Annotated in this window: 13 protein-coding genes; 8 read left to right on the top strand and 5 right to left on the bottom strand. The window is 71.7% G+C overall.

Features of this window, described 5'->3' with window-relative positions:
* The 5 genes from ACZ42X_RS27195 to ACZ42X_RS27175 form a co-directional block, all read right to left on the bottom strand.
* Positions 1–369: thiamine pyrophosphate-dependent enzyme (locus ACZ42X_RS27195; RefSeq protein ID WP_468295174.1), on the bottom strand; the 369-nt coding region annotated here is incomplete at its 3' end.
* Complete coding sequence (locus ACZ42X_RS27190) at positions 362–2,320, bottom strand: 2-oxoacid:acceptor oxidoreductase subunit alpha (protein ID WP_468295171.1); 1,959 nt, start codon at positions 2,318–2,320, stop codon at positions 362–364. The genes ACZ42X_RS27190 and ACZ42X_RS27195, both read right to left, overlap by 8 nt.
* 284 nt (positions 2,321–2,604) lie before the next feature.
* A complete protein-coding gene (locus ACZ42X_RS27185; protein ID WP_468295168.1) occupies positions 2,605–3,306 on the bottom strand; it encodes a LuxR C-terminal-related transcriptional regulator in 702 nt (233 codons plus the stop codon).
* 114 nt (positions 3,307–3,420) lie between these two features.
* On the bottom strand, positions 3,421–4,743 hold the full coding sequence (locus tag ACZ42X_RS27180; protein ID WP_468295166.1) for a sensor histidine kinase: 1,323 nt from the start codon (positions 4,741–4,743) through the stop codon (positions 3,421–3,423).
* A 164-nt stretch (positions 4,744–4,907) separates the two neighbouring features.
* Positions 4,908–6,068, bottom strand: coding sequence for a sensor histidine kinase (locus ACZ42X_RS27175; RefSeq protein WP_468295163.1), 1,161 nt, complete (start codon positions 6,066–6,068; stop codon positions 4,908–4,910).
* Between the two features lie 213 nt (positions 6,069–6,281).
* Between ACZ42X_RS27175 and ACZ42X_RS27170 the strand changes: the two genes are divergently transcribed.
* Genes ACZ42X_RS27170 through ACZ42X_RS27135 form a run of 8 tightly spaced genes read left to right on the top strand, consistent with a single transcriptional unit; the run spans position 6,282 to position 13,105 of the window.
* Positions 6,282–6,683 (top strand): NADH-quinone oxidoreductase subunit A, encoded by a 402-nt coding sequence (locus tag ACZ42X_RS27170; RefSeq protein WP_361421625.1) that lies wholly within the window; start codon positions 6,282–6,284, stop codon positions 6,681–6,683.
* Entirely contained in the window at positions 6,674–7,345 is a 672-nt protein-coding gene (locus ACZ42X_RS27165; protein ID WP_468295160.1) for an NADH-quinone oxidoreductase subunit B, read from the top strand. Before ACZ42X_RS27170 ends, ACZ42X_RS27165 begins: the two co-directional genes overlap by 10 nt.
* Positions 7,342–8,496 (top strand): NADH-quinone oxidoreductase subunit C, encoded by a 1,155-nt coding sequence (locus tag ACZ42X_RS27160; RefSeq protein WP_468295157.1) that lies wholly within the window; start codon positions 7,342–7,344, stop codon positions 8,494–8,496. The genes ACZ42X_RS27165 and ACZ42X_RS27160 overlap by 4 nt, the downstream gene beginning before the upstream one ends.
* Entirely contained in the window at positions 8,493–9,461 is a 969-nt protein-coding gene (locus tag ACZ42X_RS27155) for a complex I subunit 1/NuoH family protein (RefSeq protein WP_361421616.1), read from the top strand. Before ACZ42X_RS27160 ends, ACZ42X_RS27155 begins: the two co-directional genes overlap by 4 nt.
* Positions 9,461–10,105: a NuoI/complex I 23 kDa subunit family protein gene (locus ACZ42X_RS27150; RefSeq protein ID WP_468295155.1), complete on the top strand. Its 645-nt coding sequence runs from the start codon at positions 9,461–9,463 to the stop codon at positions 10,103–10,105. The genes ACZ42X_RS27155 and ACZ42X_RS27150 overlap by 1 nt, the downstream gene beginning before the upstream one ends.
* Complete coding sequence (locus tag ACZ42X_RS27145; RefSeq protein ID WP_468295152.1) at positions 10,102–10,710, top strand: NADH-quinone oxidoreductase subunit J family protein; 609 nt, start codon at positions 10,102–10,104, stop codon at positions 10,708–10,710. The genes ACZ42X_RS27150 and ACZ42X_RS27145 overlap by 4 nt, the downstream gene beginning before the upstream one ends.
* Positions 10,710–11,108 (top strand): NADH-quinone oxidoreductase subunit NuoK, encoded by a 399-nt coding sequence (gene nuoK, locus ACZ42X_RS27140; protein WP_468295149.1) that lies wholly within the window; start codon positions 10,710–10,712, stop codon positions 11,106–11,108. Before ACZ42X_RS27145 ends, nuoK begins: the two co-directional genes overlap by 1 nt.
* A complete protein-coding gene (locus tag ACZ42X_RS27135) occupies positions 11,105–13,105 on the top strand; it encodes an NADH-quinone oxidoreductase subunit 5 family protein (protein WP_468295147.1) in 2,001 nt (666 codons plus the stop codon). The genes nuoK and ACZ42X_RS27135 overlap by 4 nt, the downstream gene beginning before the upstream one ends.
* Position 13,106: the final 1 nt, after the last annotated feature.

Genomic DNA, 13,106 nt, shown 5'->3' with positions numbered 1-13,106 from the left:
GTTGCGGCGTAGGGCGTGGATGAGGTGGTTGCCGCCGATGGAGAGGGCGTCGCCGTCGCCGGTGATGACCCAGACGGACAGGTCGGGGCGGGAGGAGGCGAGTCCGGTGGCGATGGCGGGGGCGCGGCCGTGGATGGAGTGCATCCCGTAGGTGTTCATGTAGTACGGGAAGCGGGAGGAGCAGCCGATGCCGGAGACGAAGACGATGTTCTCCTTGGCCAGGCCGAGTTCGGGCATGAAGCCCTGTACGGCGGCGAGGATCGCGTAGTCACCGCAGCCGGGGCACCAGCGCACTTCCTGGTCCGACTTGAAGTCCTTCATGGACTGCTTGGCCTCGGCCTTGGGCACGAGCTTGAGTGCCTCAGACATCGGTGGCCTCCTTGAGAGCCGTGGCGAGCTGCTCGGCCTTGAACGGCATGCCGTTGACCTGGTTGTAGCTGTGCGCGTCCACGAGGTACTTCGCCCGGATGAGAGCGGCGAGCTGGCCGAGGTTCATCTCGGGCACGACGACCTTGTCGTAGCGCGCCAGCACCTCACCGAGATTCTTCGGGAAGGGGTTGAGGTGACGCAGATGGGCTTGGGCGATGCGGCCGCCGTTTCTGCGGACGCGTCGCACGGCGGCGGTGATCGGCCCGTAGGTCGAGCCCCAGCCCAGGACGAGCGTGCGGGCCCCGTCCTGGTGGTCGACCTCCATGTCCGGCACCTCGATGCCGTCGATCTTGGCCTGGCGGGTGCGGACCATGAAGTCGTGGTTGGCCGGGTCGTAGGAGATGTTGCCCGTGCCGTCCTGCTTCTCGATGCCGCCGATGCGGTGCTCCAGGCCCGGCGTGCCTGGTACCGCCCACGGGCGGGCGAGGGTGTGCGGGTCGCGCTTGTAGGGCCAGAAGACCTCGGTGCCGTCGGCCAGCGTGTGGTTGGGTCCGGAGGCGAACTGCACCCGCAGGTCGGGCAGCTCGTCCACCTCGGGGATGCGCCAGGGTTCGGAGCCGTTGGCGAGGTAGCCGTCGGACAGCAGGAACACCGGTGTGCGGTAGGTGAGGGCGATCCGTGCGGCGTCGAGGGCGGCGTCGAAGCAGTCGGCGGGGGTGCGCGGTGCCACGATGGGTACCGGTGCCTCGCCGTTGCGCCCGTACATCGCCTGCAGCAGGTCGGCCTGCTCGGTCTTGGTCGGCAGGCCCGTCGAGGGGCCGCCGCGCTGGATGTCGACGATCAGCAGTGGCAGCTCCAGGGAGACGGCCAGGCCGATGGTCTCCGACTTCAGTGCCACACCCGGGCCGGAGGTCGTCGTCACGGCGAGGGATCCGCCGAAGGCGGCCCCGAGTGCGGCGCCGATGCCGGCGATCTCGTCCTCGGCCTGGAAGGTCCGCACGCCGAAGTTCTTGTGCTTGGACAGCTCGTGCAGGATGTCGGAGGCCGGGGTGATGGGGTAGGAGCCCAGGTACAGCGGCAGGTCGGCCTGGCGGGAGGCGGCGATCAGCCCGTAGGACAGGGCCAGGTTGCCGGAGATGTTGCGGTAGGTGCCGGCGGGGAAGGCCTGGGTGGCGGGGGCGACTTCGTAGGAGACGGCGAAGTCCTCGGTCGTCTCGCCGAAGTTCCAGCCCGCGCGGAAGGCGGCCACGTTCGCCTCGGCGATCTCGGGCTTCTTGGCGAACTTCTTGCGCAGGAACCGCTCGGTGCCCTCGGTGGGCCGGTGGTACATCCACGACAGCAGGCCGAGCGCGAACATGTTCTTGGACCGTTCGGCTTCCTTGCGGGACAGGCCGGAGTCCTTCAGCGCCTCGATCGTCAGGGTGGTGAGGGGGACGGGGTGGACGTTGTAGGCGTCCAGGGAGCCGTCTTCGAGGGGGCTGGTGTCGTAGCCGACCTTGGCCATGGCGCGTTTGGCGAATTCGTCGGTGTTGACGATGATCTCGCCGCCGCGGGGTACGTCGGCGATGTTGGCCTTCAGGGCGGCGGGGTTCATCGCGACCAGCACGTCGGGGGCGTCGCCGGGGGTGAGGATGTCGTGGTCGGCGAAGTGGAGCTGGAACGAGGACACACCGGGCAGGGTGCCGGCGGGAGCGCGGATCTCGGCGGGGAAGTTCGGCAGGGTCGACAGGTCGTTGCCGAACGACGCCGTCTCCGAAGTGAACCGGTCTCCCGTCAACTGCATACCGTCACCGGAGTCACCCGCGAACCGGATGATCACCCGATCCAGACGACGGACCTGCTTCTCGCCCTCGTGCCGCGTCGGCGTGCCGCGCTGTTCCCCGACGACAGCCTCGTCGGCTTCGCCGGCCTCGTCCGCCCGCTCGGCCGGGCTACTGACCTGGCTGGTCACTGAACTGGACCTCCCTCGAGACAAGGGGCCTCCCCGCCGTCGGCGGGGGAACGCTCGGGAGACGGCCTGGTGGCTGGTTCTCCCAAGGCCCACCCTACGTCCGTAAGGGTCGCCTTCCCTGGATCGCTCAAATGTTGGACCTTATTTTGGAACGTCCTTACACCCGGACTCATCATGCTTTGTCTCCCCCCGACTCCTGCGTGAACGACGCTCCCGGCCGGCCCTCCGGTTCTGGCCGGCAGCCTGGGCCGTGGCGCCTGTGGCGCCTCAGCTGTTCAGACGCCTCAGCTGTTCAGATAGGTGAGCACCGCGAGCACCCGCCGGTGATCACCCTCGCTCGGGGACAGCCCGAGCTTCAGGAAAATGCTGCTCACGTGCTTCTCCACCGCGCCGTCGCTCACCCTGAGCTGCCGCGCGATCGCGGAGTTCGTCCGCCCCTCCGCCATCAGCCCCAGAACCTCACGCTCACGCGGCGTCAGCCCCGCCAGAACGTCCTGCTTACGGCTCCGTCCCAGCAGCTGGGCCACCACCTCCGGGTCCAGCGCCGTACCACCCCGGGACACCCGCACCACCGCGTCCACGAACTCGCGGACCTCCGCGACCCGGTCCTTCAGCAGGTACCCCACACCCCGGGTGCTGCCGGCCAGCAGCTCGGTGGCGTATCGCTCCTCGACGTACTGCGACAGCACCAGGACGCCGATGCCGGGGTGCTCCTTGCGGAGGCGCACCGCCGCCCGCACGCCTTCGTCGGTGTGCGTCGGGGGCATCCGCACATCGGCGACCACCACGTCCGGCAGATCGCCCTGTCCCGCGAGGTCGGTGATTGTCTTGATCAATGCCTCGCCGTCGCCCACCCCCGCGACGACGTCGTGCCCCCGGTCGGTCAGCAGCCGGGTCAGCCCCTCCCGCAGGAGTACGGAATCCTCGGCGATGACCACCCGTACCCGGTCGTCCACATCTCCCACGATCCTGAAGCCCCCACCCATCGATCTGTTCCACGCGTTTGCCGCGTCCGGGGTACAGCATCCCAGGATCCGGATCGTCATGGGCTGCCTGTGGATAACCACTTGGGGGAGGATGGGCAGCTGGTGAGGGGTGTGTCAGGGCCGGGCGCGCCACGGCAACTCGGCGATGATCGCGGTCGGGCCGCCGGCCGGTGACTTCACGGCGAGGACGCCGTCGACCGCGTCCAGCCGCTCGGCCAGCCCCGCCAGGCCCGTGCCGCCGTCGAGGCGTGCGCCACCGCGGCCGTTGTCCGTCACCTGGAGCAGCAGCCGGTCCTCCACCCGCCACACGTCGACACCGGCCCGCGTGGCCCCGGAGTGCTTGGAGACGTTCTGCAGCAGCTCCGAGACGGTGAAGTAGGCGATGCCCTCGATCGCCGGCGCGGGCCGCTCCGGCAGATCCACGTCGACCGACACCGGCACGGTGCAGCGGGAGGCTATGGAGGACAGGGCGGCGTCGAGGCCTCGGTCGGTGAGTACGGCGGGGTGGATTCCGCGTGCCAGGTCGCGCAGCTCCTGCAGCGCGATCTTGACCTCGCCGTGTGCCTCCTCGACCATGCGTGCCGCGGCCTCGGGGTTCTCGGCCATCTTCTCCTTGGCGAGGCCCAGGTCCATGGCGAGGGCGACGAGCCGGGCCTGGGCGCCGTCGTGCAGGTCGCGCTCGATGCGGCGCAGATCGGCGGCGGCCGTGTCGACGACCACGCCCCGGTCCGACTCCAGCTCCGACACCCGGCTGGCGAGCCGGGACGGGCCGAGCAGCCCCGTGACCAGCAGGCGGTCGACGCCGGCCATCGCCCGGATCAGCCACGGTGTGAGCATCCAGAGCACCAGCCCGGCCAGGCTGGTCAGCGCCAGCTCGACCGGCGTGTTCAAGTGGATGCTGTGCGTCCCGTCGCCGTACAGCTGCAGCCCGTCGACGCCCGCGTACACCGGGAAGATCCACTGCCACAGCGGATACGTCAGCAGCGCCCAGCCGTACGTCCAGAAGGACACCGCGATCGAGAAGGCGAAGACCGCCCAGGGCAGGTGCACCACCGCGTAGAGGAAGTGCCGCCAGGACACGCCGCTCTTGAGCAGGCCGCCCACCCGGGCCATCGGCCCGCCGCCGGGGCCGCGCCGTACCGGGTCGGGGTCGGCGATCTCCACCCCCAGCAGCACACGCGCCCGAGCCCGCTCCACCACGCCGAACCCGCGGCACATGGCGAGGCCCCCGGCGAGGACGGGTATGCCCAGGAAGGTCACGAGCAGCCCCGCGCCGAGCGCGACCATCGCGATGGCGACGGCGAAGTAGAACACGCTGAGCGGCAGCCCCAGAAGCAGGTAGCCGAACTCGCGCCAGGTGCGCGCCTCCAACGGCGCGCGCAGCGCCGCCGGGACGCGGTGGTGCCGGGTGGTGCCCGAGCCGTAAGCCATGGCCATCGGTGTCTGTCCGTTTCTGCGAGTCGCGGTCGCGCGGTGCGCGCCATTGCGTCGTGTGTCCAGGCTGCCGCGCCCGGGCCGTGACCACCATGAGGGCGGTCTCCGTCTTCACCGGGGGTTTTCCCTACTCCCGAAGCGGGTGGGGCCCACCCTCGGCGGCGCCGCTAACGCGCGGCCGGGCGCGAGGTGTCGCGGCGGCGCCAGGGCAGCTCGGCGGTGACCGTCGTCGGGCCGCCGGCCGGGGACTCCACCGTGAACAGCCCGTCGACCGCGCCCAGCCGTTCCTCGAGGCCCGGCAGGCCGGTGCCGTCGTCCAGCCGGGCTCCGCCATGGCCGTCGTCCGTCACCTGTATGAGCAGCCGGTCGTCCACCCGCCACACGTCGACGGCCGCCGAACGCGCCCCGGAGTGCTTGGAGACGTTCTGCAGCAGCTCCGAGACGGTGAAGTAGGCGATGCCCTCGATCGCCGGCGCGGGCCGCTCCGGCAGATCCACGTCGACCGACACCGGCACGGTGCAGCGGGAGGCTATGGAGGACAGGGCGGCGTCGAGGCCTCGGTCGGTGAGCACGGCGGGGTGGATTCCGCGTGCCAGGTCGCGCAGCTCCTGCAGCGCGATCTTGACCTCGCCGTGTGCTTCCTCGACCATGTGCGCCGCGGCTTCGGGGTTCTCGGCCATCTTCTCCTTGGCGAGGCCCAGGTCCATGGCGAGGGCGACGAGCCGGGCCTGGGCGCCGTCGTGCAGGTCGCGCTCGATGCGGCGCAGATCGGCGGCGGCCGTGTCGACGACCACGCCCCGGTCCGACTCCAGCTCCGCGATCCGCCGCTCCAGCTCGTCGGAGGGCGACAGCAGGCCGCGCGCCACCGCCCCGTCCACAGCGACCATGCCCCGCACGACGTACCCGAGGACCGGCCACAGCACGACGAGGCCCACCAGCGTGACGACGAAGGTGAGGACGCTCCACGGCAGCCGTATGAACGCGTACAGCATCGTCCGCCAGGCCACCGGGTCCTTCAGCCCCGTCCACAGCCAGGGGAAGAATCCGGCGCCGCGCCGGTGCGGCAGCCGGCTCGGCTCGTCGATCCGTATGCCGAGCAGCGCCCGCGCCCGGGACCGCTCCGTCCGGCCGAGCACCCGCGCCCCGGCGAGCCCGACGGTGAGCAGGGGCAGCCCGACGACGGTCACCGACAGGCCCACCCCGACGCCCACCACCAACAGCACGTAGACAAAGCCGATCACGGCGACCGGGAGGCTGGAGAGGAGGTACGCGACCTCCTTCCAGGCCTGTCGGCCGAAGGCGAAGTGCGGTGCGGTGCGTGCGGTCATGCGGACCAGCCTGCCGGGCCGTACACGCCCACGCCATGGGGCTCGTGGGGGGAGCGGAGTAGGGCTAACCCCACCCAGCGGGCCCCCGAGCACCGCCGAAGTGCGGCACGGCTGATTACCCGCGCTTTGCCAGGGCCTACACTCCCGTGCGTAGAGAACGCATAAACAACAGCCGCAACAGCAGCCGCGTGGCAGGGAGCGAGGACTACGGACGTGCCGGAACCGACCGTGGGGACCGTACTCGCCGTCGACTACTTCCAAAGCTACTCGGTGGTAGGCCTGCTGGCGCTGCTGGGGGTGCTCTTCGTCGCCGTCGCCTTCGGGGCCGGGCGGCTGCTCCGGCCCGTCGTGCCGACGCAGGAGAAGATGCTCACGTACGAGTGCGGCGTCGACCCCGTGGGCGAGGGCTGGGCCCACACCCAGGTGCGTTACTACGTCTACTCTTTTCTGTACGTCATCTTCGCCGTCGACTCCATCTTCCTCTTCCCGTGGGCGACGGTCTTCGCAGCGCCGGGGTACGGCGCCACGACGCTGGTCGAGATGTTCATCTTCCTCGGCTTCCTCGCCGTAGGACTGCTCTACGCGTACAAGAAGGGCGTCCTGACATGGACGTAACCCCTGTGACTCCTGAGACGCCTGCGACCCCTGTGGTCCCTGCGAGCCCGGTGGACCTGCCCGAACCGAAGAGGCTCGGCGTCCTGTCCCGGCTCGCCCCCGAGCCGATGAAGGTGGTCCTGAACTGGGGCCGCCGCTACAGCCTGTGGGTCTTCAACTTCGGACTCGCCTGCTGCGCGATCGAGTTCATCGCCGCGTCGATGGCCCGGCACGACTTCATCCGGCTCGGCGTCATCCCGTTCGCGCCCGGCCCGCGCCAGGCCGACCTCATGGTCGTCTCCGGGACCGTCACCGACAAGATGGCCCCGGCGGTGAAGCGGCTGTACGAGCAGATGCCGGAGCCGAAGTACGTCATCTCCTTCGGCGCCTGCTCCAACTGCGGGGGACCGTACTGGGACTCGTACGCCGTGACCAAGGGCGTCGACCAGATCATCCCCGTCGACGTGTACGTCCCGGGCTGCCCGCCGCGCCCGGAGGCGCTGCTCCAGGGCATCCTCAAGCTCCAGGAGAAGATCGCCCGCGAGTCGCTGGGCGAGCGGTACGGCCACGGGCGGTCGTCGTCGGTCGCGCAGCTGCGCAGCGGCCCCGTGCCGCCGCCGTCCCCGTCCGCCTCGCCGTCGGCCACCCCTTCGGCCGCGCCGTCGCCGGGAGGCGTGGAGTGAACGCGTACGACCGTCTCCCCGAATCCGTCACCGAGGTCTTCGGCGAGGAGGCCACCGCCGAGCACGCGTACGACCTGCTGACGGTCGACGTGCCGGCCGGCTCCTGGATCGCCGCGCTCGAAACCGCCCGGGACGAGCTCGGCTGCACCTACTTCGACTGGCTGAGCGCGGTCGACGAACCGGCGACGGGCTTCCGCGTCTGCGCCCACGTCGTCGCCCTGGCGGACGGCGCCGTCCGCCGTCTCCTGCTGCGTACGACCGTGCCGCACGACGCCCCGGTGCTGCCGAGCGCCATCGGGGTGTACGCGGGCGCGGCGTGGCACGAGCGCGAGACGCACGAGATGTTCGGCGTCCGCTTCGAGAACCACCCCAACCTCGCGCCTCTCCTCCTCCCCGAGAACTTCGAGGGCCACCCGCTGCGCAAGGACTTCGTCCTGGCCGCGCGCGTGGCGAAGGCGTGGCCGGGCGCGAAGGAGCCGGGCGAATCCGAGCACGGCGGCCCCAAGCGCCGCCAGATGCTGCCGCCCGGCGTGCCCGACCCCAACGAGTGGGGCCCCCTGAAGGGCCAGCTCCCCCCTGCCCCGGCGCGTCCCGCCCGCGAGCGTCCCGCCCGCGCCGCCGGTGCGGGTGCGGCCGGTGCCGGTGCGGGCGCCGCTGCCGGTGCCGGCGACCGTCCGGTACGCCGTGCCCGCACGGCCGCCGAGGGCTCCGCGAGCCAGGCGGCCCCGGCGGCTCCTGCGGCCCCGGACGCTCCGGCGGCTCCGGCGACCGGTACGCCTCGCCGCGCGCGCAGCGCGAGCGAGGGCTCGGCCACCCAGCGCACGCGGCCCGCGGCGCCGGAGGCCACGCCTCCGTCCGAGGCCCCCACCGCGCCGCCGGCCCCGCCGCGCACCCGCAGCACGGACGCCCCTTGGAACAACCCGCGCCCCGCCTTCGACGACGACGCCACCGCCGCGCCCGACGCGCCCGACGCCGAAGAGCAGCGGCGCCCCGAAGGCCCCGACCGACCCGAGAAACCCGCACGGCCGACGGAGCCGGAACGACCCGCACAAGCGGAACGCCCCGAACGCCCCGAACGCCCCGAACGGCCCGAACGCCCCGAACGGCCCGAACGGCCCGAACAGCCCGAACGACCTGAAGGAGACGCGTGAACGACGTGCTCGACGTCGCCCTCCGGCTGGTCGCCGTCTTCGCCGTTTTCCTCGTCCTGCCGCTGGTGATCGGCCAGACGGAGCACAAGGTCATGGCGCACATGCAGGGCCGCCTCGGCCCCATGTACGCCGGCGGCTTCCACGGCTGGGCGCAGCTCGTCGCGGACGGCGTGAAGTTCGCGCAGAAGGAGGACGTGGTCCCGGCCAACGCCGACCGCCGCATCTTCCAGCTCGCCCCCGCCGTCGCCCTCCTCCCGTACCTCCTCGTGCTGGTCGCCATCCCGATCGGCCCGAGCGAGGGCGCGGTCGGCGTACTGGTCGACGCGGGCGTCTTCTTCGTGCTCGCCGTCATGGGCGTCGGCGTGCTCGGCTCGCTCATGGCGGGCTGGGCGTCCGCCAACAAGTTCTCGCTCCTCGGCGGCCTGCGCACCGCCGCCCAGCTGCTCGCGTACGAGCTGCCCATGCTGCTCGCCGCCGCCTCCGTCGCCATGGCGGCCGGCACCGTCTCCCTCCCGGGCATCGTCAACGCCTTCGAGTGGTGGTGGCTGCCGTGGCAGATCGTCGGCGCGCTGGTCTTCTTCGTCGCGGGCCTCGCCGAGTTGCAGCGCCCGCCCTTCGACATGCCGGTCGCCGACTCGGAGATCATCTTCGGCGCGTACACCGAGTACACGGGCCTGCGCTTCGCGCTGTTCCTCCTCGCCGAGTACGCCGGCATCGTGGTGCTGTGCGGTCTGACCACCGTCCTCTTCCTCGGCGGCTGGCACGGACCGTTCGGCGCCGAGGGACTCGGCTGGCTCTGGACCCTGCTCAAGACGGCCGTGCTGGCCTTCATCGTGATCTGGCTGCGCGTGAGCTACCCGCGGCTGCGCGAGGACCAGCTGCAGAAGCTCGCCTGGACCACGCTCGTCCCGCTCGCCCTCGCCCAGATCGCCCTCACCGGCATCGTCAAGGTGGTGAACCCCTGATGCCTCCGATTCCCGGATCCGGCCTCGCCAAGGGCCTGGCCGTCACGCTGCGCACGATGACGAAGAAGAGTCACACCGCGCAGTACCCGGACGCCCAGCCCGAACTGCCGCCCCGTACCCGCGGCGTGATCGGGCTGTTCGAGGAGAACTGCACGGTCTGCATGCTCTGCGCCCGCGAGTGCCCCGACTGGTGCATCTACATCGACTCCCACAAGGAGACGATGCCCGCCGCCACGCCGGGCGGGCGCGAGCGCAGCCGCAACGTCCTCGACCGGTTCGCCATCGACTTCGCACTGTGCATGTACTGCGGTATCTGCATCGAGGTGTGTCCTTTCGACGCGCTGTTCTGGTCGCCGGAGTTCGAGTACGCGGAGACGGACATCCACGAGCTCACGCACGAGCGGGACAAGCTCCGCGAGTGGATGTGGACGGTCCCGGAGCCGCCCGCCCTCGACCCGGGCGCGGAGGAGCCGAAGGAGATCGCCGCCGCCCGCAAGGCCGCGGAGAAGCTCGCCGCGGCCCAGGCGGCCCAGGCAGCGGAGAAGGCCGAGACGCCCGAGACGCCCGAGACGCCCGAGACGTCCGAGACGGCCAAGACCACGGACGCGCCCGAGGCGCCCGGGACCGCGGGAGGCAGCGAGTGAGCCTCGCCGCGGCCCACGGCTTCCTGTCGACCACGGGCGTCGAGATCGCCTTCCTCCTCGTCGGCATCGTCACCCTCGGCGCGGCCGTCGTCACCGTCACCACCAAGCAGCTGGTGCACGCCGCCCTGTGGCTCGTGGTGGCGCTCGGCGGCATCGCCGTCGAGTACCTGCTCCTCACCGCCGAGTTCGTCGCCTGGGTGCAGGTGCTGATCTACGTCGGTTCCGTCGTCGTCCTCCTCCTCTTCGGTCTCATGCTCACCAAGGCACCCATCGGCCGTTCCCCGGACGCCGACTCGGGCAACCGACCTGCCGCCCTCGCGGTCGCCGTCGCCGCGGCGGCCGCCCTCATCTGGGTGGTCGTCGACGCGTTCCGCACCACCTGGATCGACCTGGACGGGCCCGTCCAGGGCTCCACCAAGGTCTCCGGCACGATCCTCTTCCGGCACTGGGTGCTGCCCTTCGAAGCGCTCTCCGTCCTCCTGCTCGCCGCGCTCGTCGGCGCGATCGTCCTGTCCCGCAAGGACCGGGCGGACGACGGTGCCGCGCCCGGCCGGGCCACCGGCCCGGCCGCCGACCGGGCGACCGACCGGAAGGGGCAGCGCTGATGCACCTCGCCTATCCCGCGGTCCTCGCCGTCCTGCTCTTCTGCACGGGGCTGTACGGAGTCCTCGCCCGCCGCAACGCGATCCTGGTCCTGATGTCCGTCGAGCTGATGCTCAACGCCGTCAACCTCAACCTCGTCGCGTTCGACGTCTGGCTCCGCGACACCCTGCACGCCGGCCAGGCGCTCACGCTCTTCACCATCGCCATCGCCGCCGCCGAGATCGGCATCGGCCTGGCGATCGTCCTGATGGTCTACCGCAACCGCGGCACCTCCGACATCGACAAGCTCCGCGACAACGCCGAGACGCCGGGTCCCGACGACGCCCCCGACGCCCTGGACGAGGCCGCCTCCGACGCCGCCGGCGAGGTCCCCGACGAGAAGGCCGAGGCCACCGCGTGACCACCACGACCCTCGCCGTCCTCGTACCCCTCCTCCCGTTCCTCGGCGCCCTGGCCGGGCTGCTGCTCGGCCGCACCGCGCCCGGCTTCGTCCGCCCGCTCGCCGTCCTGCCGACGCTCGCCGCCCTCGTGGTGGCCGTCCTGGTCGCCGCCCGGCAGGGCGGCGGCCGGCCGATCGACGCGGCCACCCAGCTCACCCCGACCGGCTCGGTCCCCATCGAGCTCGCCCTGCACCTGGACGGCTTCGCCGTCCTCGCCGCCGTCCTGGTCGGCGTGGTCGCGTCGTGCGTGCAGATCTACTCGACGGGCTACCTGCGCGACGACCCGCGCTACCCCTCGTACGCGGCGCTCGTCTCCCTCTTCACCTCCGCGATGCTGCTCGTCGTCTACTCCGGCGACCTGATGGTGCTGCTGGTCGGCTGGGAGATCATGGGCATCTGCTCGTACTTCCTGGTCGGCCACTACTGGGAGACCCCCGAGGCGCGGGCCGCCTCCCTGAAGGCGTTCCTCGTCACCAAGCTCGGTGACGTCCCCTTCCTCATCGGCCTCTTCGCGCTGGCCGCCGACGCCGGCACGTTCCGGATCACCGGGATCCTGGGTGCCGTCGCCGCCGGGGGCATCGACCATCCGACACTGGTGGCGCTGCTGCTCCTCGCGGGTGTGGCGGGCAAGTCCGCGCAGTTCCCGCTGCACACCTGGCTGCCCGACGCGATGGCCGGCCCGACGCCGGTCTCCGCGCTGATCCACGCCGCGACGATGGTCGCCGCCGGTATCTACTTCGTGGCCCGCCTCCTTCCCCTCTTCGCCGCCTCCGCCGCGGCCATGACCGTGCTCGCAGTGATGGCCGCGGTCACGATGGTGGGCTCCGGACTGGCCGCCCTCGCCCAGGACGACATCAAGCGCGTGCTCGCGTACTCGACCATCGGCCAGCTCGGCTACATGTCGGGCGCCCTGGCCGTCGGCGACCGCGGCGCCGCCGTCTTCCACCTCCTGTCGCACGGCGCCTTCAAGGCGCTGCTCTTCCTCGCCGCCGGCGTGATCATCCACGCCGCCGGCACCAACTCGCTGGCCGCCATGTCCCGCATGCGGGGCCTCGCCGCCCGCATCCCCGACGCCTACTGGACGATGACGGTCGCGCTGCTCGCGCTCGCCGCGATCCCGCCCTTCGCCGGCTTCTTCTCCAAGGAGGCCGTGCTCGTGGCCGCCGAGCACACCGCTCTCGGCGACCGGGCCGCCGCCCCCACTGGGGCAGGCTGGATCGTGCTCGTCTCCGGTCTGATCACCGCCCTCCTCACCGCCGCCTACGCGACGCGCCTGTGGCTGCTCGCCTTCCGGGGCCGCGGCACCGAGGCCCCCGATCACGGCCGCCAGCCGCTCGTCATGAACGGCGTCCTGTGGGTGCTCGCCGTCCCGTCGCTCGCCTTCGGCCTCACCGCCGGCTACCTGAGCGACTGGTTCGACGGCCAGGCCCTCACCCCCACCGTCACCACGGCGGTGCTCGGCACGGGCATCGCGCTCGTCGGCGGACTGGTCACCTACGCCGCCTGGCGCGCAGCGAACCACAAGGCGCGCACCGCGGCGGCCACCCCGCTCGGCGCGGTCGCCGCCCACCCCCAGGAGCAGCCGGCCGTCTCCGAGGAGGAGGCCATCGCCACCCACACCGCCGCCTACGGCGCTATCGCGTCGGCCCCCGACCCCGCCGACCCCGGGCGCTTGCTGCTCGGCCCGCTGCACCGCCACGCCGCCGCGGGCTTCCGCCTCGACGCCGTCTACTCCGCCCTCTTCGTACGCCCCGTCCGGGCCGCCGCCTCCCTGGTCAGCTTCCTCGACCGGGAGGTCGTCGAGACCTACGTACGCGGCGCGGGCGGCGGCACGCACCTGCTCGGCCGGGCCGTACGCCGCGCCCAGACCGGCAATGTGCAGACCTACCTCAGCGTCCTGCTGGCCGGCTCCGTCGTCCTGGCGATCGCCGCCGTACTTGTCGCCGCCGGAGCGTGAG

This window comes from Streptomyces sp. NPDC030862 (genome assembly GCF_055571835.1).
This window is presented reverse-complemented; position numbering and strand designations above follow the sequence as displayed.